Genomic DNA, 22,103 nt, shown 5'->3' with positions numbered 1-22,103 from the left:
CCATTCCTCCTTTCTCAATGCATTCCAGTCATATGCACCCCGGACCATCCGGGACGAGGCGCACTGTAGGTGAAGTCAGTCTGCCACATCTGGTTGATAGCTGTTGTCTTTTCCCGAAACTCATCCGCAGCCTTGATGACCACAAAGGCCGGGCTGGTGATGAGGTCATGCGCCTTGAGCAAGCGATACACCGAGGCTTCGGACACGAAGTACTGCTGCGTATCGGTGAACCGCACAGCCAACTCCCGCGGTGATAGCTCGGGTTCAGCCAATGCCAAGGCAACAATACGTCTGCGAACATCATCTGGTATGCGGTTCCACACCCGTGAGGGCTTGGGAGAGCGATCCTCCAGGGCTTCCGGACCACCTGTCTGATAACGATCATACCAGCGGTAAAACGTGGTGCGGGGAATGCCGAGCGTGTCCAGTGTCAGTTTAGCTGGAAGGTGAGAACTGTTCCACCAGCCGTATGACCTCAAGCTTCTCTGAGGCGGAATATCTCATTCGTCGCCGCCCCCATCTCCCAGCATGCTTTTTTTGAGAAGGCGTAATTCAAGGGCTTGCTCGGCAACCACCTCCTTGAGGTCTCGAGCTTCACTACGCAGATCCTGCACTTCACCTGTGTTGGCTTCCCGGGCAGTGTCACCAGCCAAACGCTTGCGACCTGCTTCCATGAATTCCTTCGACCAACTATAGTACTGGCTCTGGGCTATACCCTCCTGGCGACACAGCTCGGCTATGCTGTCTTCACCACGCAATCCAGCCAGGACAATCCGGATCTTGTCTTCTGAGGAATACCGCTTGCGCGTCTTGCGGCGGATGTCTTTCACCGTGCGATCTGCTGCATCCCTATGACGCTCGCTCTTCTGTCTCATGTTTCACTCCTGATCGGTGAAGATGAGCCAAAACCTCTCCCTTATGCAATGAGCTTATCTGGACCCATAGGCGCTGGGGAACATAATACAAATAACAGGTCAATATATAGGTCCGAGTTTAAATAAAATAAAAAAATTTAACAGAACTTTATTTTGGGCAGATCTCTGTCAGAGATACAATCGAATGAATGAAGACCTAAAACAAGAAAATGCAAATATAATTGATTTCTCGATTCGACGCTCTTCTGGAACAGTGGGGAGATTTGTATTCCCCGATCTCAAGAAGTTGAAAAATGAAAGAGGCTGAAACCATGCCGGATACAGAAACCAAGGGCCTGGTGCAAAGAGCATACGATCACCTGCCAAATGCGGATTCAGTGCCGGGTTTGGCTTGGCTGCGCAGGCGGACTGGGTACTCTTCAGCGGCACAGTTGAGCAAAGTTGCAGCTTCCAGCACAACGCCTGAGCCGCAGGCGCAACAACAATCAGTGGCCTCACAGGAAGCACCAGAAAAGGAGAAAATGAAAACAAAAACCGCTGTAAAGGGTAGACTCCAAACTGCTGCGGAATATTTGCCAAGTGCCCGCACTGTTTCGGGCGGGATGGCTGCGGTAAGCTATGCCGCACAAGTCACGGGCACTTTGGCTCCAAATTTGAAGCTAGTAGCTGATCGGGTAGAGAATGCCGCCCGGGTTGCCGGTACTGCCGCAACATTAGCTGCAATCGGCGAGGATTTGGTTGGGAACGGCGATGCAAAAACTGCAGCTGCCCGTTCGACCAATCTCGTGAGGGACGCCATAACGCTGACCAGCAACACGGCACATTTTGGCAAGAACATCGGGTTCGCTAGCGCCCCGAGGCTGGAGAAGGTTGCTAAGGGTGCCAGCATTGGGATTGAGAGCGTTACTGGAGCTTTGGCAGTCAAGGAAATATTTGTAAACTCAAAATCCAACGCGACACCTGCTAATCGCGTATCAAGCGGTGTGGCTGCAACAGTGCTCGGAGGGACTGCAGCCGCTGCCACAAAAGCTGCCATTGAGTTCGAATCAGGGCCAGGCATGGTTGCCAAAGGGGCCGCCGCAGGAGTCGCCGCTGTAGGAGCCCTGAGTTTTGGTGCAAGCGCCGCAACCGGAAAACACAACGCTGTTACTCTGGCGGTTGTGAACGCTGTTCCGTCAAGCGTTGGCCAATTTTTTGAAGGTAGTTCCACCAGTAAACTGCCCAGAACAAATTTGAAGAATAACGAGTTGACGCGTCGCGTGACTGATTTCGGATATCACATGGCCGACGGTGTAGTCGACATAAGGGACAAGCTGCGCTCTGTAGGTAGAGATGCAGTCGATGAGTTCATCTTAAAAAAAGAGCAGTTCTTCCGAGGAAATCCCAACAACGAGAATTTCAAAGCGCGCTCCGAAGGCCGGCGTAAACAAGAACAAGAGCGTCACATTAAGCGTGTTGAAAAGCTTGAAGAAAGACGAGACCGGGCTGAAGTCGGCTTGGGACCGGACGCACGGGCTTACAAGCGCGCCGTAAAACGGCTCGAAAGGGAAAACGCTTCGAACTCCAAATGGCAGAAGAAGGAAAGAGAAAACTTCTACAAGACCAATAGTCACAAATTGAATGCTTCTGAACAAATCTTTTTCAAAGAAAACGCAAGCGCAAACGTAAAAATGGCAATCCCGGGCGCTAAAGACACGAAAGATGCCACTGAGCAAAGAGACCAAGTCAGTTTTCGAGCGCTACGCTATGACAACAAAATCAGCCGAGCTGTGAGTTCCATTGTGCACTCATCGGGTGACGGATTGCGCAAAGCGTCAAAGGGCATGGGAAATGCAGTCCTGGATGCGTACGATAGTGTCAGGAACAACAAGGTAACTCACGCTTTCAAACGAGCGATTGACGGCGATGTGGACCGCTCCTCTCAAGTCAATCGAGGCGTCAAAACGATTAACAAAGTAGACGAAAGGAACACGGATAAACTCCGTCGTTTGGAAGAGAAAAAATTGGACTTGGAAGAAAAATTCGGTTCGAACTCGACCTCTGTCGAGCGTCTCAACAGCCGCATTGGCAGTCTGAATACGCAAACAAAACAGCGAATCGCCCGACTTGAAACCAGTCTTAACAAGCGCACAAATGGAGCGTATAAAGTTGGTAGCAACCGCGAACAAGAACGTGAAGTTACTGACTATAAGAAGCAATATTTAGAGAATATTGATAGACGCGCGCAAGAAAGGAGTGTAACGAGTATTAATAGAACAAAAATACTCGGCGACATGAAATCTACGCATGAGTCTCAGAACAATGCAATGACAACGCTTCGGAAACAAACTGCAGCCAACTATGAACAACGGGCCGAACTCCAACGCCCGGTCTACGAATCGCGATCGCGAGCACGCAGCGTTGGTCGCGCTTGAGATTGCTTTCAACGGCGCCCTTGCAGGGTCAAAGATCTGAACTTTTGAATCAGGCTCTGAGGATATGGAGCGAGCACTTGCCGACTGGGAGTGCCATATCGCCACCCTCGACACCGCTATCCTCATTCTGATCGGAGAAGATGAATTCCCTACGAGGGAATTGAGGTGGCATTGGACAACTTTCTTCAGTCGTCTTTTTTGGTAGCGTCGCCTTGTGCGGCAGAATGAAGAGATATAGCGGGTATTGCGTGCGGGGCTCCATTCAAAAAGCCTATTCATACAATTATTAAAAATTCTGAGATCGTTTCACAACAGATTTCCGTGCGAATTACTCCAATTATCTATTTAAAATAGTATTGTTTAAATGCACAATATAAACAAGAAAAATCCGAAAAATCTACTCATTTGTAGAGCGTTATCCCAGAGAAGCAGGTTGGGCCAGGGGTCTTTTCTTGATCACCCAACGATTTTTGGAGACTGCATCGGTCGATGTCGATTTTCCTCGATGCATCTTTGAAACCACTTTTTTTGGGGATTACAACTAACATGATGCCGACCATCACCGATAACAACGCCTTTCTCATGGCCATGGGTAAGGGAAGCCGGATAGAAATTCACGCTCAAGATGCTGAGAAAGAGAGCTGGACCCAACTTGCTAAGATCGCCGAGGCAGGATCGTCGTCGCTGACGCTGGAAGGCAAGACCAAATGGGAAGCCGGCGACAAGATTGCTCTGGCATCAACAAGCCAGGACGCGCATGAAGCCGAAGAAGCAGTCATCAAAAAGGTAACCGTCAATGAAAACGGCACGACCACGCTCACGCTTGATGCACCTCTGAAATACACGCACTTCGGTGAGAACCAGACTTACGACAACGGCAAGACAGGCGCGGACTACAGAGAGTGGACTGTTGACACACGCGCGGAAGTTGGTCTTCTCAGCCGCAATGTGAAAATTCAAGGCGATGAGGACAGTAAAGCAGACGGCTATGGTGGCCACACCATGGTGATGAACGGCGCGGAGATGCATATCTCTGGCGCCGAATTTTACCTCATGGGACAAAAAGGTCTGATGGGGCGCTATCCGCTTCACTGGCATATGAATGGCAATGTCGAAGGCGAGTATGTTGAGAACAGTTCAGTCCATCATTCTTTCAACAAGGGCATTACGCTGCACGGTATCCAGAATGCCTGGATCGAAGACAATGTCGTGTTTGACACCATCGGGCATGGCTATTTTCTGGAAGATGGGTCCGAATTCGGCAATGTCTTGAAGGATAATCTGGGCTTTGTGACACGGCAGACGGAGACTGCAGCCGGAGCGTCACACAAGTCAGACTTCACCGGCGTTTCCACGTTCTGGCTGACAAACCCGCAGAATCATATGATGGGCAATCACGCTGCCGGGTCGGACAATTCCGGGATCTGGTTCACCCATCAGAATAAGGTGATGGGCACGTCTGCGACCGTCGACGACTACAAGGGATATGCACCCAAGCACAGAATGCACGGCGTCTTTGACGACAATGCGTCCCACAGTAACAGCATGAACGGTCTCGCCCACGCGCAATCGATCAACGAGGCGAACGGTACCTTCTTCGATTCTTACTATAAGGGCGACTTTCTGATTGAGAACTTCACCACCTACAAGTCAGGAGATCAGGGCATCTGGACGCGATCCACCAGTGGCGTGATCATCGACAATGCAATGCTTGCCGACAACAAGTCCGGGTCCTTCCTGGCGGTCGAGCATCTGGTGAAGGACAGTCTGTTCGTTGGCCGCTCCAAAAATGTGACGAACGACGGTGAGGCAGAAGATTCGGGCTCAAGTCAGTTTGGCGCTACTTCGGGAGAAGGGGTGCGTGGGCATCAATTCTACGATTCATCGGTTGCTCTTGATGGCGTGCACTTCGCGGGCTTCACAGAGGACAAGGACAGTGCTCTTTTGGCCGGAAGCGGGTTCCACAGACGCACAAACAATTCCACAAAAGACCTGACTTTTGACGACGACGTGCCTGCACATAACCGAATGGATCGATATCTTGGCCCCGGAAACAGGTCACCAGAAGAAACAAATGCGGCAACATTCGCGGTGGTGGATCTGGATGGAAGCCTTGCCGGCACCAGGGGGGCCTCGATCACCCAGAAAATCATCGACCGTTTTCCAGGTGATCGAATCGACATTCTGGAACAGGGAACAACTGGTTTCAACGCTCTGGGAAATGCACGTTTAGACAGCCGACAGAATTTGTGGGTCAACAATGGAAGCGTTGATTTTGGCATCCAGCGGTTCGATACGAGCGCAGGTAAACGCGTAAAACTGGAAATTGAACGCTCAGACAACGGTGCAAAGCTCCTTTTGAACAAAGACACCGGTGGCAACAATGCCTACCTCGATCTTGTCGCCATTGAGGACCGCGGGGAAACCAGCGGCACCGGGTTCGACCATTACACCGTGCGCTACCCTGACGGTTTGCCGAATGTGATCGATGTGGAACTGCGCGATATGAAAAAGGGTGGCGCGGTCTATTACAAGTTTGTTGATCTGCCTGAAGGGCTGACGCTCAGAGGGGCGGATCAGGTTGGTGGTCTGGGTGCGCTGAAATCCGCAGACGGGACCGCCTATTTCAGGAACGGAGACACACTGTATGTAAAAGCCGTCGCTGACGTGGGAGAGAGCGTGCCGAATGTGAGAGACAAGGGGGTTGCCGAAGACAATTACGGTGATGAATTTCAACTGCATATCAAGAATGCCGGGGCTTACAAAGCGAGCGGTAACAACGCACCACAGGATGCCGACACAACAGCCTTCGATCCTTACATCCTCCCAATTCCAGAAAAACCAAAGTCAACCTCTGTCACGTCAGAGATCTCCAGTGGAGATGACCGCTGGTCGAGCAGCGCCAGTTGGCAAGCCCGCAAACCGGGCAAGGAGGATATTGTCGTCATCGGCAAGGATGACCGGCTGGTTCTGAATGAGAATGCGCAGGTAAAAGGCATTATTATCGATGGCGGCGAGCTGCTTGTCGAAGACGTCCAGGACCTTTCACTGACCGCCGATTGGATACTTGTCATTAATGGTGGCCTGTTCCAGGTGGGCACGGAAGACAAACCACACAAACACGACTTCACACTCACCCTCACTGGAGACGACCAAAAGAACGACGTGCATGTCGCAAATCTGTTAAAATCCGGAACTGCCGGTGTAGTGCACGCAATTGACAACAATGAGAGTGAAGCATTTACCGGAACGCTGCGCGACCAGGACCTGAAAGGCCTATCAATCACAGGTGACCGCCAATTCGGCGGAGACAGAGACGACGTTTTCCAGGGTACCGACCACAACGATCTCCTACTCGGGGGAGCAGGCGACGACCAGCTCTACGGAAAAGCTGGAGATGATTTGCTGAGGGGGGAGGCTGGAAAGAACTACCTCAATGGCGACGATGGACAGGACAGGCTCTTTGGTGGCGACGATGCTGACCGTCTGCAGGGAGGTAAGGGCAACGACATCCTTCGCGGAGGGGAGGGCAATGACATTCTGCAAGGCGACGACGGTGACGACAGGCTTTACGGCGGTACGGGCATCGACGAACTCTTTGGTGGTGAACAGAATGACCACCTCTTCGGTGGTTCCAACGAAGACCAACTGCATGGCGAGGATGGCAATGACTTGCTTGACGGCGGCAGTCACGACGACACCTTGAATGGTGGGAGGGGTGATGACGTACTTGTGGGTGGCACCGGCAACGATACGCTTCAAGGGGACTCCAGCGCCGACACAAATATTGATGGAGCTGGCACGGATACAATCATCGATTGGGATCCATCAGCTGACCGTTTTGTCTTTGTGTCAGACGGAAAGCTTGACGAATTGCAGGGCCTGAGGGGCGGTGGAGAACTCTACTTTGAAGACATCAGCCAGTTGACGGCGGAGCGGTCTGGCATCGATCTTACGATCAAAATTGACGGGATTGCCGAAGTGGTGCTGACAAACTTCCACGGCGCGAACACCAAGCAGGATCTTCTGGATATGGGTCTGCTCTTCGATCATTCGGCTCTGCCGCCGTCTCTGCAAGATCTGTTCTGATCTCCCCGAAAACCAAATCCAGATTTTGAACCCAATTCAAGGAGCCCCTCACGTTACTTTCCTCGTGAACTGTTTTCGCGGTTTCCCGAACCGCGCTCTCTTTCAACATGTTGAGACGTTCGCCTGGTTTCTGCCGGGTACCTGCTTTCCAAGGTTTGACCGAGACGGCGTGTGAGGCCTGTCTCAGCTGGCTGCTGGTTGGTGGACGGGCTTGCTTGTGGTGTTCTATCCAACAGTTCCGTTAGCCGGCGTTCCATCGCCGACAGTTCGGCGGGAGCGCGGGCTCTGTCATTTTGATTCTCGCCGCCGGAGACGGGTGCTGACCCAGGATACTGATCGGCTGGATTCGTTTCCGTGGCAAGTGGGGTTGAACGCGACGGCCGGCCAGAAGGCTGGCCACGATTGGAGCCACTGGTTTCGTGTAACTCGCTTGCGCTCTTGATCCGCGAAGAGGATTGGCGGGAGGACGCAAAAACCCCTTTCTTTAGTGGTGGTTCAGCTGTTTCAAAGCCGTTGTCTTCAAGGTCGGGCGGTCTTGACCGCTTTTGACCTGAAAGACCAATTGTTTGTTGGTGTTTTTGACGTTCTGCCTCTCTTGTGGTCTGCGTGTTGCCGGGTCCCGCTCCAGACGTGTTTCCCGGTGCCTGCAACTTTTGAGGCTGCGCTTGGTGCCCGCTGGAAGTTGGTCTTGTTCTCTTGGACGCTGGCTCAATGGTGTCCGAACCGCTCTCACCTTCTGCGGTGGGCCTTGGTCTTTTTTGACCGGAAAGACCGTTTGTTCGATTGATGTTTTGACGTTCCGATTCAAGTGCGCCCGATGCATTGCTGGGGCCTGCTCCTAAGGTGTTCCTCGATGCTTGAAACTGTGGAGGTTGCGACGAAGGGGCTGGAACGTAATTGCCGGAACCCGATTGTTCAGTTTGTCGTGCCTCTGTCGACGTCTCAGGTGAGCGCTGCATTAGTCTTGCAACGCGTTCGGCCTCCCGCCTTGCCAATATGGCTGCGCGTGCGGCACGCAGTTGGCGTGTCGCGGACCGTGTTCTGGCGTAGTCTTCTGGAATTATCGGCTTTAAACTCCATTTTCGCAGTTTCTCCACCTCTGTGATGCGCAGACGCCGACTTGGAAGAGAAGAGGGGGCTCCTCCTTCGGCTCCGGTGCCTGCAAGGGCCTGAGGTCCGCCAGAGTTGGCGGCTTGCCCCCTCTGGGAGGCTTGCATATCGTGGTCGTTGTCTCCGGTCGGAGGAGTGTTCTGGTCGTCGCCAGGCTTGTCTTCTTCCATGTCATGGGTGTCGTGACCGATATGTTGGGTATCAGGTTGTTGCAGTGAGGAAGTGTCTGGACCATTCCCTTCACCGTTTGCCGGACCCTGGATCTCTTCAGGGAGGAGTGAAGGGGCCTCTTGGCCAGGATCTTCCTGATCAGTTTGGGTGGTTTGATCATTGTCGCCGTCCGCATGCATCACCTGTTCAGCTGGATTCCACTGATCGTGGCTGCTGTCATGATTGGCGTCCGCATCGTGATGATCGAGCGCGATGTTTCCTGCTGGCGGAAGGGCTCCGCCAGGGATCCCGGAACCGGGGTCGTCTGGTCCGCCCATTCCATCTGGCCCCTGTCCCAGCTCCCCTGGTTCAGACCAGATGCCGACTTTTCCACTCAATGGCCAGTTTTCTGGCTGTGCAGGATATGCGGCATGGACTTGTTGTTTGTCGATTTCGGAGATGCCCAAGGAGTTGCAAGCGTTGCAGTAGATGTCTAAAATACGCTGCTGTTGTTCCGGGTTGGTTGTGATTGGAGTGAGAATAGCGCTCCTGCTCGCCACCTGCATTTGTATATCTCTCTTTTGGATCGTGAGTTGCTGGACTTCTGTAGGTTTGCCCTGGTCATTTGCAAGTTGGCCGGTGACCTCTTCAAGCTGCTGTTGGTATTGGGGCAGTGGCAAGAGCCGTTCGATCTGCTGCGGTGTCAAAACAGCCCTGATGCGATCAACACGGGTTTGTTGGCACGGGTCGTTTGGAACTGGCTGTATCGCGGCTCCCGGGTTGTCCAGCGCGTCCTGTGCGATCTCCTGCTTTGTCTTGGTATGGACGTAGAGTTGCCAGTCTGCAGCGATAAGCCGTTGCAATATGTTTTGGTGAAGGTCGTCGAGTATCTCGGGGCTTGCGTTGGGGTGTGCTGAATGAAGCTCTGCGATTTCCTCATTACGCCACTTCTCCGCCAGGGCCGGGTTGACCGAGTTTCCGCTGGCGTATCGAAGTTTCATCAACCGACCATTCAGACCCTGTTGCTGCGCAAGATCTGAAATGTCGTTGTAGGTATCGAGAACCAGCCGGGTTCTGACCTTATCATTCCGTCCCGCGTCCAGCTGAACTCCGCGGTAGGGATCCCTTCGATCCGGAACGATAGCGTTCATGAAGTATTGATGTGCATCTTCGTCACCCTCGCCCGCTGGTGACAAGAACGGTGCAAGCGCGACTTTCAAGTCTGAAAATTCGCGCTCTGTTGCCACGCGTTTCTTGAGTTGAGCTTCAGTATTGCCCGGAAGATTTTGGATCCTTTGATCGAGTTCGGTGAAGTCTGCCATAATGAGTTGGCGGCGACCTTGAAGGAATTTGTTCACGTGTTCGATTTTCTGTTGGTTTACGATTTCAAAGGGAACGTCGATACGCGATATCGGCCAGCCCTGTCGCAAGTGATCGGAGACATTCTGATAGATTTCGGCAATCTGCGGCATGTCCTCGCGCAGCGCATCGGCTTCCATCGACAATTGCTTTGCGCGCAAATAGACACTCATCGCGAATTCGAAGGCATCCTGGGGTGAATTTGCGGGCCGGTAAGGCTTGCGGTTTTCGGCCAACGCTCTGCGAAGCTCGGATTGGATCGGAGGTCGCTGCGCTTCACCTCGGACGAAACGAGGGGAGGCTTCCATATCGATGCCATGCTTGCGGGCCGTGGAAACGGCTACATTGCGCAATTCGTCGTAGTTCAGGTCGCTTCGCTTGGAGACCTTTAACCTCTTCCCGTTGCGCCCGACCCTGAAGGCAACAACATGGGTGTGAGGGTGAGGTCTTTCATGTGGGTGAGGAATTTCGTCCGTAGGTTCATGTTCACCCTGATTGTGGTGCACGACGTAGTACTGCCAAGTATCTCCGTAATTCCCACACCCGAAGATTTCATGTGCGAAGTCTTCGCCGGCAGCGGCGGCGGCGGTGGGATCAGTGCCAATGGGAAAACTGATCGCAAAATGTGAAGTCTTGTCATGTTTTGGGTTCCCCTGATAGGCCGCGTGCCAGCCGTCAAGGAGTTCGTGCAGTTGCTCACGGGTGAGCTTGATCCCGAATCTGTTGCGTTCGGCCTTTGCATCCACACGGTGTGGGTGTCCGGGATGGGGAGGGTCGTCGCCGGTTCGACGGATCAGATAATCCGCTTGCCGTTTCATTTGACCAACCGATTTTGTGCCGCCGTTTGGCACGAGTTTCACAATTGCTTGGGATTTTCCGCCATTCAATTGGGAGATCGGGCCCCTCCTGCCGGAATCGCAGCAATTGTACTTGGCCAGCCTTTTGAGAAAATTGCACTGATTTGGTGCGTGCCAAAAATGTTTCTCCTGAAAACCGTGCCACTCCAAAGGCATTGGGCGTAATCTCCGATTTAGTTCTGGAGAGGAACACTTGTTTGGTTCCAGCGTTGATTATGCCGCTGGCTCGCCGTTGTGATCTGAGGGCAGTCAGTTTGACGACGGGCTTGTTTCCAACAGCAAGCGCAGCAGGTTTGCGTTACTTCGCTCTCTTGGTCTAGCTAGGAAGCTACCGCTCGATTTGCTCAAAGTTTTGTCCGAAGATTGACCAAAGATCTGTTTGGGGCGGCGATTTCTATTAGGCCAGCGAAGGGCACCAAAGTCCCAAACGCCCTATAGTGCGGTTTCCGGAACCCGCACTATGGCAAGCGCGATGCTCACGCCGCGCAGCAGGACTGCGGAGATGACCATCTCTTTACGTTGAGACCGCCTCAACGCATTTTTCCAAGTGCATCAAAGGCCGGGGAAGTCCAATTTTCAACCCAATTATTTTTGGGGATGATTACGACGTGTGCAGGATATATCGTAGTGTAGTATTAGAGGCGTCTTTGGCCCTTGCCCCGCTCGGGTTTCACCTTCAGTATACCACGTGGATTTATTCTGAAGGGTTTACAGAGGTGTCCCCGGTTTTTGACCATTTTTTCGCCCGGCTAAGCTATAGCATTGGTTTCATTTCAGGCGGTAATCTTCAGGTTTGGGCCTTGACTAACATAGGCCTCTACGATGGTGTGTGTGACCTGAGACCCGAGTTTCTTCCACTTCAGCGCAGGGTCCTTTGGTTAGTTGGAGTGCTACCCAACATGCCCCCGGGAAGGGCTAGAGTTTTCCGGACCAAATCAGGAACACGGGCTGGCTGCGTGTTTTGATTTCATCAGGTCCACAGGCACCTTGTTGCCGATGGCACCATGAGGTCTGTGTTCGTTGTAGTCCTTGCGCCAATCCTCCAACTTTTCGGCTGCATCCGCAAGGCTCAGGAACCAGTGTGCACTCAGGCACTCCGCCCTGAACCGTCCGTTGAAGGCCTTAATGAAGGCGTTGTCGGTCGGCTTTCCCGGGTTCTCACCACATCCTCGCCTCGATAACTGAAGCGCGGATCAAGTGCCGGCACATAGCAGGAGAACGTGTCGATCACCGTCAGAACGCGGATCTTGCGACCGGTCGCGAGCTGGTCATGTACAAAATCCATAGCCCAGACATCGTTCGGACCGACCGCTTCCTGCCGGTCTTCGCGCAGCTTTGCCTTCACCCGGCGCTTGGGGTGCTTGTTCCTCAATTGCAGACCCAACTCGTTGTAGATCCGGCGGGTTTTCTTCTCATTGATCATCCAACCCTCCCGGCACAGCAATACATGCACGCGCCGATATACGAACCGGACGCGCGTCTGGCAAATCTCTCTTATACGCTGTTCCAAAGTGGCCTGGCCGGGTCGACGGGATCTGTAACGATAGGTCGTCGGATCAAACCGGATCACCGCGCACGCACGGCGAATGGACACCGGCCAGTCCGACCGCATCAGACCCACATACTTCTTGCGCCAGTGAAATAGGTCGCCTGGCTGATACCGGCTTCACGGCAGATCTCAGCTACAGGAACACCTTCTTCCCCGCGCTTCACGATGGACGCTTTCTGCGCATCCAAAAACTTCGATGCCTTCATCAATTCCGCTCCTTCCCAGCTAGGTAAATCGTCACGGAAAACTCTAACTCAAATCGAGGGCATTTAGAGGGAGCACATCAACCGCAACAGAACGCCTATATCGAGCGCTACAACAGAACGGTCCGCCATGAATGGTTGGGACAATACATATTCAAGACGATCGAAGAGGCTCAGGACGACGCGACGCGCTGGCTATGGACATACAACAATGAGCGGTCCAAACTGGTCATCGGCGGCATTCCGCCCAAAATGAAACTGAAAACAGCGGTCTGAAGTCCAGTTATAAAACCCAACTTAACCGAGACGATCACCATGTTGCTTGCGAGCGATTTCACTCAACTAAATCTAAATCTGAGAGAGTGAGAAGTGCCTATAGTCTATTGCTCAATAGTCGGTTTTTTCACGCATTCAATGAGTGTTTATTTGCTAGCCAAAAATAAAAGCAGAAGGATAGGAAATTTGGGGGAGCGCAGAAATACTCCTTCGAGGTGAGTTTGAGTAGTGCCGTTAAGTCCACCCAGCTTCGAATGGTAATTTATGGTTTAAAGAAATCAAAAGGCCATATTTATCAAGCGTTGGCTTCGTCTCCTGCTTGGACAGGGCGCCGACTAAAACAACTTAGTGCATCAACGAGGCTGCTCATGTTGCCTGGAAAGGTTATTGTCTTCATGGAATCGGATCGCAGTTTCCATAGACTCTGATGGCTCAGCATCGTATTCAACGTTTGGAAAAGCATTCTTGAATTGATAAGTGGTATTGTAGAAAAGGTAGAGATAGTTTGGGGAACGGGGCAAAGTTGGTAGTAATACTTTGAAGCTTTCCAAGGAACCGAACGTATCATACGTGTCTATTATAATGAGATAATAAGGAGGACTTCCGGTGAGGGTGGAAAACGCGCGCTGTGCCTCAGCAAAGAGAGTTGGGCGGTCTTTCGGCGTGATGACGGCAGCGTTGTCTCTTGTTAATTCCACAGATGCAGCCTCGGTAGTCTGGGGCGCTGGAGCATGGTCGGAAACGGAGTGATCGTTTCTTGGCGGCATGATGGGTTAAAACAACTATTCGAGCGCGCTCAGGATGGTGACTGGAATGAGAACAATCGAACGCGGGGCTAAAAGAGAGCTCGTTTCTGACTTAGGTCCTGTTGACAAAGCGGATTCCCAAATCAGCTAAGCTGTGATTCAAGACTGTCTTTTAGGAGGCAGTCTTGGCACGCGGCTATCTGTTCCAAATACCCTGATGACGGACACTGCTGCATCCCTATGACGCTCGCTCTTCTGTCTCATGTTTCACTCCTGATCGGTGAAGATGAGCCAAAACCTCTCCCTTATGCAATGAGCTTATCTGGACCCATAGGCGCTGAAGGGGAACACATCAAATGCAACAAACGATAGGACACTGCCCGTTTCGTTGTCGTTCTGCCCTGTTGTCATCGCCAAGGTGCCCGTCCTGTTCAAAAAATTTTCCAGTGCGACCAACTCGAGTCCTTCGTCGTCACCATCACCAGTTCCAAAGGTTACTTTAACCCCTGGTCCGAATTCACGAGGCAAGGTCAGTCTCGTGACCGCGGACACACGATGGTTTGTACGTGCTGTTCGTGCCCTCTCGCGAGACCAATGTGAATTTCCACTAAATTGAGCTTTGTTGTCTAACTTGAAAATTTCAACATAATAAAGCTTTTGCCGCTTGTGCATGAATTTGTGATCGGACAACAGAAATTTGCGGCACAGTGTTGGACGATCACCGGAATTCAGTCTACTGATTCAGGCGACTACAAAAGACCAAGGTAAGTGGAGATGTGAATAAGCAAACATCGATCACTTTGCTAGCTGCCTCAACCAGTCAATCGATCATCGAAATTCATTGTCGGCAACATGTGGAGGACTTTTACTCCGCCCATTGGCCTGATTTTGCTCCGCAGTTGACAACCTTGTTAGAAAAATGCGTAGGTTATTGCTTCCACCAAATAAAAAGTTTGCATAGTGATTTCGATAATTGGAAGTCGCAAGACTGAATTTGGGCACTAGGTGTCACTACAAATGAACTGAGAGTTATTTAACGCGCGGCTGATTGATGTAACTTAGACTTATTCTTCCTCACGCAAAGAATTTCAGTAGGCTTCTCCACTTTTACTCCATCAACAAACCTCTGTTCCGAGCACATGGATTTACCATCTACAACCATCAATCTTGAGGATGTTAGCATCAACAACATGATGAGCGTCTTTTTTCCCTGCGCTGATAGGACTGGACAAGAAAAAAAGAAAAATTTATTAGTTTTTTTGTTCAATGAATTGACCATGCAAGTGGCTGTGAACAGAATTAGAAAGGGCTTCGATGTTGTCGGTGAGGAATTATTGGGCTTCGACTACACCAAGGTAGTTGAAAAAATCTCCAGTCTCGGCGGTGGGAAAATTGACAAGCCCAATATGTTGGTACAGGATGTTTACGCAAAGCTTCGCCGCTATCCAGCGTTCATATACGAAGTTATTAAAAAGAGTAAAAGAATTAAGGAGTGTAAAAAGAGAGTGCGTTTTGCCTCCAAATAGCTATTGATTTGATTGCACGACCTTAGAAGTATGCATGCAAGAGTGTAGCCCAAGCCAAGCTGCGTCTTCGAGGCCGTTTGAATTAGTTTGTATTTGAATTTACGATTAAATAAAGGGCGTGCCTGATTGTCCGCCTTCCGCCACGATCGGAACGCCACAAACTTCCTATCTGCTGTCTGTCTTGCCGCAACTGTCTGTTATTGGTTATGAGTCCGAAGCCTAACTACTCCCGAGGTTCTCTTGGGTCACGGCATTCTATTGGCCTGATAGAAAGTAATTTATTGAAGTCTTCACTAGATTGTCATAAGAAATAATATTCTGTCTAATCGAAATTACTTGTGGAATGTAAATCTTCAATTTCGTTGCCGTTTGCGGTTGCCTTCATCATTCTTACACGGGGCGTTCTTGTCTCTTGAGGGGCGCGAACTTGGCGGAACGTTTATTCCGGCCAAGGTTTGCACCTCATAATTATTCTGTTTTCCACGTTTTGAAATGACTTCAAAATTCTTTGGAGATTCATTGACAATATTTGACGCGAACTCGTCAAGGAAATAACGGGGGTTGTGTTCATTCATTTGACGGACAAATTTTCTGAATTTGCGTGCACACTCTTCATGTTCGTCCGTAATTTCCAAATCAGACCCTCCCCCGGAATCTCCGTCAATTCTTGAGAGATGAAATTCCAACCCGCAAGGGCATTTATCAACTGAGACTATGCAACAACCATCACTTTCTACCAATCTCGTAGTTTTGCCTCTATATCTTAGAGGTTGTTTTTTGGCGCGTAAGTGAAATCCGGGTTTAGAATTACTCGAGCCCGAACTCTTGCTGCTGGAAGACATATTGACACGGTATTGAACTGATTAGAACTGGGTTAATGAAATGAAGAAGAATTGAATAACTCTCTATCTATCAGCCACGCCTTTTATTTAATCAGATCTCTCTGCACTTTCTGCTCTGTTTGGTAATAGTCCTAATTTTTATAGGGTTTTAAAACTGGACTTCAGGCCGCTGTTTTCAGTCTTACGCTACAACAACAATAATGATAATCAATCATCCAAGTGTATTTCGTTGTTCAGTTTGTCCGATCCACGTAGAAAATTCAACGCCACTTAAAAATTAACCGTGCAAATGCAGGTAAAAATAAGTAAAAAATGTATTCTAATAATAACAGTCTACGATGCACTTGATGCACTTGATGCACTTGATGCACTTGATGCACTTGATGCACTTACGAGAAGTCTTGCCACACATCGCACCGTCGTCATGATGCAGCGGCAAATATTCCGTTCGAAATTATTAGGCAATCGCAGGGTTTTTGCGAAGTGTGGTGTTTCGGCACCTGCCCGATTAAGACAGAGATGGCAATACGTGGCATTCCAATGCGTGTCTGCCAAATGTAAGGGTAATTCAAACAACGTGCTGAGCCAATTAAAGTGTCAAAGATTATGTTGTCAGATATGTTTTAGAGAAAAAGGATTTTAGACAAATGTCCTATTTTTTAGCGGCCATGAAGTCACATGGGTGCATACTTAAGTGGCCGGTTGAATTAATTCGTAAACTTCAGACGTAGAACATCAAATTATCTGAAATTTACAATCGTATTCAATACATTCACTATGGTCTTAAAAAAGTCAAGCAAAACCACTTCTCTTTCGACGGGTTCCGCGTCGACTACACTGGAAGTAAAAATTTCGGATCTTTCAGCTTCTGAGAAGAGAAGATTTGATAGCATGTACAAAGAAATGAAAAAAAGTTTTAATTTTTATAATAAACCGTTCGGTGGAAACGATGCATTTAGATTTGTCTTTGGTATTTTCAAACGGTTGACGAAGGCCGAAAAAAAGTATTCTGAAAAGAAGAATGTTATGGGCCGCACGTATTATTTTCTAGAATTTCTTAAAGGAGAAGACGGGCTGGCGTCCATAAAAGAAGACCATTTTTTGTTCGAATTTGCTAATAATTTACTTGAAATGCCAGAAACTGCGTTATTCGATATCGTTAATAATGCGTTCGGCATTCAGTTCGTTGATTAAGCAACCGGCTCGGGAAAACCCTGTCGTAGCTAATCGTGCTTTCAAGTTAGTTAGGGCGTTGGCAAATTAGCATAAGGAGTAATTGTTCGTTTAGCCGCGAAAATTTTAAGTAAAATACGTGTAGCCTGTTTTCTAGGTCCTGTTGACAAAGTCTCGTAACTAGATGTGTGCGGCTGCGAGATTGAGGAACGCGGCAAAGGATCTTTTGGATTTGTCGTACCGGGTGGCAATCCTTCGGAACTGTTTGACCTTGTTGAACATTCGCTCGATCTTTTTCTGTCCTTGTAGGTCCGGAAGTCGCAAGATATAGGTTCCCTGCGGTTTGACTTTAGCGGAATGACAGGGCTGATCCCTGCCTCGCTCAGAAGGAAGCAACGCTTCGATCAAATCCCATTCTGCGTCCGTTAAATCGCAATGTGCCAAGACTGCCTCCTAAAAGACAGTTTTGAATCACAGCTCATCTGATTTGGAAAGCTACTTAGTCAACAGGACCTAGACAAATTTCAAGAACGTGACAGAAGCTGAGAAGCGAATGAACTTTAACAGATACAAAAGCTGGTCAGGAATTATAAAAACTAAGATAGTACGATGGGGTGAACACCTAAACATAAGATTGTCTCGTGCGGATTACGGAAGTGCGTTTGGCCCAAGGACTGATTTTATTTTTCTCGTTGTTTTGGCGGACAACTTGATACTTGGATGGGTGATTGTCATGGCAAACGCTCCGTTTTGGTTGAGTCGGTCGGGGGTTAGACTGGAACAGAAGCCAGCTTCGCGCACCATCAAGTCGATGGCTCCTGCCTTGTATGGTTCTTCCTTGAGAGAAAAATAAGCATCTCGGCGATGAGTAACGCATACCTGACAGAAAGACCAAGTTAAGCAACCATAGCGCTCGGGCTTGGGATCTACCTTCTCGATAATTGATTGGAATTGATTTCTCAAGTCTTGCGAAGCTCTCTTTCCAAGCCCATAGCAAAGTTTGATCTTGTTTGTATCTAGTTTGGGAGGCATTTTTTGTAACTTCCAGCCGTTCATGTACAACCCATCTCCGAGCTTGGCTTGAAAGAGCCTGCTATCAGCCGGCTGATATGCGATAGCGAAAACGACTGTTCCACCTTCTTTCAAGTAAACGACAACAGCGTATGGGCCTTTTTTCTTGATGTAGTTGTTGGAGCCATCGATCGGATCAATCACCCATTGGCGCTGGTGGCCTGTGGTTGCAGTCGGGAAACTCATTCCGCACAAGTCTGTTTCTGCCCCCTCTGGGTAGTCATCTTGTCTTACATATAACTGGTTTGGATCCAGTAGCTTCAGCTTGACGTTGAAACTTTCTTTTTGGAATGCCCCGGCAAGGTCTTCTTCACCAACTATTTCATCATTCGGGAATATTCTCTTGATGCCAAGGGCCAGGTAGGCTTGGATAAACGTGTCTTCGTCCGAAACGACCTCCCCATAGTTCTTTTTGCGGCCCTCGAGGTCGTTGTGAGCTGTGACTAGAAGGTATTCTCCCGCGAGTTTGACAATGGGGATGACACTATCGGGGGAAGGTAGGCTCGAAGATGTCGCCATAACAGTAGCAGTGATGAGCGATGGAAAAATTTGTCGACTGAGTATGTTGTGGTGGAGAGGTTGAAGGCGAATTGAGTTCGATCCGGGAGGTGGAAAATACTCTTCGCTGAGATTTATTTATTGCGCAAATATTTATTCGTGTAAGTTCTTTGGTATCTCTGCATTTCGAATTAATTTGATTTTTGTATTCGATGTTACGTGTCAGTGATTGGCCCCAGTTGAGTGGTCCGTTTTGATTGTTAGTGCATGACTGGACTTCGGTCCATTGCAGCTCTCAAATTGCGGAACAGGTGATCATAGCCGGGTCTCAGGTCTCTACAGTGGTTTTGCACCAAACCATACCGCGAGGGAGACCGACTATGGCCGATGCCAGCTGACCGACAAGGACTTCAACCTGCCGCAACTTCGAGACAATTTCTTCCGGCTTATGGCGTATCGTAGACATCTATGATCCTCCGTTTTCCTAAACATAACGGCGGACCACTTTAAAGGGGGAGGATCATCACAATAATTTATTTCCAAACTCGAGAACTGATTGGTGCGTCGAATAGAATTGTCACATCTAACTCAACGAAATTTTTGCGCTATCGGTGAGGTGTAACTGTCGGATAGCACGACTAATTAGTGGCCGTACAAATCGTATCGGGCTGATTGCAGGAGGCAGTTCTACCCTCCAACTATACCCTTGATTGTACCCTGCCAATGACAGACCAATTGTGACGGACGCGAAGCTTCCACGCGATTCCGCGTTGGTGAATAATTCAAGGGGCGATGGATCAGCATTTCATTACAGTTTGGTCGGGTGAAACGTGCAGACTTCATGTCGAACAGCTCGATGGAAGCTCATTGAGCTTACCTACGATCTACTCATCCTCCTTCAACAGAGTTATAATAATTTCCAGGGAGGCTTCGCAGTTACGCGATCAGTACACTCCACAAAATCCACTTCCTCCCAACTGCATCATCATGCAAGTTGTTTTCGCCTCCGAAGTCGAGTTTCCTTACCGTGCATTCTTGCCTCACATTCTGGCCACATGGGACAGTCGATATTTCAGCAATGCTTTCACTGACTGGGAGGCCCGCGAGAATTGGCTTTCATCAATCGAGAAGTTGGCTGACGGCACTGAGCCAGCACTACGAGCACTGCCTGAGGAGTGGCAATCCCAAGTCCGTCATCTAGCGGGCAAAATCCATCGTGAGTTGACAGCCTTCGAAACTCCTGAATGCACAACTTGGATGCGTTTTTGGCCCGCCCTCTTGATCGCCATGAGCGTGTCTGTGTCGCATTCATTCTTTAAACTCGGCGAAGTTGCCTTTCCGCCCAGGTCTGTGCCCTACTATTCAGTCAACGTTGTCCTCGGAACATTGTTCTTGGTTTCACCTAAAGTAACACCGGCTGCATGCTGGCGATTGTTCGTCAATTTCGGATCAACGCTTCCGGTCTATACAATACTTTACTTTATCCCTGCAAATGTTGAAAAACTTAAATACCTGTATGAACGTACTTGGTACAATATTCTGGCTACAGCTCTGACAATACTCGTTGTCTTCTTCGTTCAATTCTTTAGGTATGTAAAGAACTTTGTTATTGCCAATGGACCATCGCAAGGTCCTTTCGCATTGCGCTGGCAACCGATTTGTCCCGCAATATCCCAGGAAGATATGTTGGACTGTCTCAGGAGAGTTGAAGACCCTTTTTGGAGTTTTTCGAGTGGAGTGTCTCGTTGCCATTGTGACTACATTTTCAGCATGCGGCTCGGAATGGTGAAGGGTGAATGGTTCCCTTATCTGCTGGAAATTCTAAACAAGACATTGAACAAGAAAAACCGCTTGTTGCGCGAAGGGGAAAGAACATCACTGCATGGGTACTCGTCGGTCCTAGCCTTGCACAAAGCCGAGACCTACTCCAAATATGTCATGAATGTTTTATTCTTCGTCTTTGGTGTCGCCAATCTGGTCGGTTTGACAGTGCGCCGTCAATACGGCTCTGCTGGTCAGACAATCTTTGCCATGTTTTCTGTCGGTATCTACCTTGGGATCAAGACTGTGAAGCAGGGAGTTCCCCTAGATGACTTCAACAACTATATTTTCCCGCACCTTGGTTTCATGCTGGTCTCGTTTCTAGCTGTGACTTTACCTTTATTGGTAGCACCTGACTGGTTCGACGGTCCCTCAGAAGCCTTCAAATGGACGTTGGTAGGTGCGCTTGCTTACTATTATCTTGGTGCGGGGTTGCTATCACAGTTTGCTGATGCAGTGTCTCTTTGCTTACGCAATAAGAATTCTTCTCGCGCCGTGACCCCCAAGCACGCCGTTTAAGTACTTTGTTTTTGCATGGTAAAATTCATTTTCCGTTTATAGGGAACGATTGTCTTGAATAGACACTGTCAGCTTTTCTTGCCCGTCTGAAAAAAATTTTGGCGGTCGGGGTTTAGCCAATGATCAAATAACAAAAATTGCTTTTACTATTACTTTAGGATCGAAGAATAGTTTTGAACGGCTTTTTCCTGGAATTGATCAATATTCTGAACCGTCAGAGATCAAGGAAGAAACGGATAGATATCATTGAAGCAATGGTCTCCTTAATTATGAAGATAAGAGTTGAATAATATTGATAAACTGCCTTAAATTATAGATCACTAGCCAGTATTTATTTTGTTTGAAGATATTTATCTGAAAATGTATTCGGTTTTGCCATTGTTGGCGGTTCGCAGACCTGCACCCTATGCGGTGTGCTTTTATGCAATTACACACAAATGTTGACCATATTGACTTCTGTATTTGTACCCGTCGAACGGCCCAAACCATTTGATTGCGCAAGTAGTGGAAGGCACAGGTTCAAACACTCGAAGACTGTTTACACCTGCAAGTGCGGACGTGGCACGAGCCTCGTCACGTAGCTTGCAGATCCTGTCAGTCGGAGTCAGATGCGGCCACAGAGGTGGTCGCGGGATTTCGGACCAGTTGCTAAGCTGTAGCGACTGACGAAGGAATACCCCAAATGACGAGGCGGAAACGCTATTCGGCGGAGTTCAAGGCCAAGGTTGCGCTTGATGCCATCCGCGAAGAGTTGACGACGGCCGAGCTGGCCAAGAAGTACGGTGTCCATCCGACAATGATCAGCGGATGGAAGAAAACGGCAATTGAGAACATGGCATCGGCATTTGGCAGCGCGGCGTCAGCCGAGCCGGCAATTTCCAAGGAGGATGTCGAGAAGCTGCATGCGAAGATCGGCCAGTTGGTCGTGGAGCGCGATTTTTTGTCGGAAGCCTCCAGTCTCATCCTCGACGCTGGAGGCAAAAAGCGGTGAAAGCGGATCTTCCTGATCTTAGCGTTCGGCGGCA

9 protein-coding genes and 5 pseudogenes are annotated in these 22,103 nt (G+C 49.6%); 7 read left to right on the top strand and 7 right to left on the bottom strand.

Features of this window, described 5'->3' with window-relative positions; genetic code table 11:
* Positions 1-65: 65 nt before the first annotated feature.
* Positions 66-875: pseudogene (locus Q0835_RS27990) on the bottom strand (helix-turn-helix domain-containing protein); the annotation flags it as partial.
* 293 nt (positions 876-1,168) lie between these two features.
* On the opposite strand from Q0835_RS27990, the gene Q0835_RS27985 reads away from it, so the two are divergent.
* Entirely contained in the window at positions 1,169-3,289 is a 2,121-nt protein-coding gene (locus Q0835_RS27985) for a hypothetical protein (RefSeq protein WP_298966527.1), read from the top strand.
* A gap of 546 nt (positions 3,290-3,835) precedes the next feature.
* On the top strand, positions 3,836-7,378 hold the full coding sequence (locus Q0835_RS27980; protein WP_298966525.1) for a calcium-binding protein: 3,543 nt from the start codon (positions 3,836-3,838) through the stop codon (positions 7,376-7,378).
* A gap of 53 nt (positions 7,379-7,431) precedes the next feature.
* On the opposite strand, the gene Q0835_RS27975 is transcribed toward Q0835_RS27980, so the two are convergent.
* Positions 7,432-10,815 (bottom strand): hypothetical protein, encoded by a 3,384-nt coding sequence (locus tag Q0835_RS27975; protein ID WP_298966522.1) that lies wholly within the window; start codon positions 10,813-10,815, stop codon positions 7,432-7,434.
* Positions 10,816-11,789: 974 nt separating this feature from the next.
* Positions 11,790-12,609: pseudogene (locus Q0835_RS27970) on the bottom strand (integrase core domain-containing protein).
* Between the two features lie 78 nt (positions 12,610-12,687).
* Between Q0835_RS27970 and Q0835_RS27965 the strand changes: the two are divergent.
* Together Q0835_RS27965 and Q0835_RS27960 are read left to right on the top strand one after the other, a co-directional pair.
* Positions 12,688-12,882: pseudogene (locus tag Q0835_RS27965) on the top strand (integrase core domain-containing protein); the annotation flags it as partial.
* A 1,885-nt stretch (positions 12,883-14,767) separates the two neighbouring features.
* The gene (locus Q0835_RS27960) at positions 14,768-15,154 is read left to right on the top strand and encodes a hypothetical protein (RefSeq protein WP_298966520.1); all 387 of its coding nucleotides are present in this window, start codon (positions 14,768-14,770) and stop codon (positions 15,152-15,154) included.
* Positions 15,155-15,507: 353 nt separating this feature from the next.
* Here the strand turns inward: Q0835_RS27960 and Q0835_RS27955 are convergent, their stop codons facing one another.
* Positions 15,508-15,789, bottom strand: a complete 282-nt coding sequence (locus tag Q0835_RS27955) for a hypothetical protein (protein ID WP_298966518.1) — start codon at positions 15,787-15,789, stop codon at positions 15,508-15,510.
* A gap of 1,098 nt (positions 15,790-16,887) precedes the next feature.
* Between Q0835_RS27955 and Q0835_RS27950 the strand changes: the two genes are divergently transcribed.
* Positions 16,888-17,190 carry a hypothetical protein gene (locus Q0835_RS27950; RefSeq protein WP_298966515.1) on the top strand — a complete coding sequence of 101 codons (303 nt, stop codon included), beginning with the start codon at positions 16,888-16,890 and terminating at the stop codon, positions 17,188-17,190.
* A gap of 159 nt (positions 17,191-17,349) precedes the next feature.
* Here Q0835_RS27950 and Q0835_RS27945 read toward each other — a convergent pair.
* The 3 genes and pseudogenes from Q0835_RS27945 to Q0835_RS27935 all read right to left on the bottom strand — a co-directional run.
* A pseudogene (locus tag Q0835_RS27945) lies at positions 17,350-17,460 on the bottom strand (IS5/IS1182 family transposase); the annotation flags it as partial.
* A 357-nt stretch (positions 17,461-17,817) separates the two neighbouring features.
* Positions 17,818-18,759 (bottom strand): inositol monophosphatase family protein, encoded by a 942-nt coding sequence (locus tag Q0835_RS27940; RefSeq protein ID WP_298966512.1) that lies wholly within the window; start codon positions 18,757-18,759, stop codon positions 17,818-17,820.
* Positions 18,760-19,066: 307 nt separating this feature from the next.
* Positions 19,067-19,204, bottom strand: a complete 138-nt coding sequence (locus Q0835_RS27935; protein WP_298966509.1) for a hypothetical protein — start codon at positions 19,202-19,204, stop codon at positions 19,067-19,069.
* Between the two features lie 401 nt (positions 19,205-19,605).
* On the opposite strand from Q0835_RS27935, the gene Q0835_RS27930 reads away from it, so the two are divergent.
* Positions 19,606-21,078 carry a hypothetical protein gene (locus Q0835_RS27930; RefSeq protein WP_298966506.1) on the top strand — a complete coding sequence of 491 codons (1,473 nt, stop codon included), beginning with the start codon at positions 19,606-19,608 and terminating at the stop codon, positions 21,076-21,078.
* Positions 21,079-21,751: 673 nt separating this feature from the next.
* Positions 21,752-22,018 (top strand): annotated as a pseudogene (locus tag Q0835_RS27925) (transposase); the annotation flags it as partial.
* Between the last annotated feature and the right edge of the window lie 85 nt (positions 22,019-22,103).

The organism is uncultured Roseibium sp., from assembly GCF_947499295.1.
In the GTDB taxonomy this organism is placed as follows: domain Bacteria; phylum Pseudomonadota; class Alphaproteobacteria; order Rhizobiales; family Stappiaceae; genus Roseibium.
The sequence above is the reverse complement of the archived record's forward strand: the minus strand, read 5'-3'. Positions and strand labels throughout refer to the sequence as shown.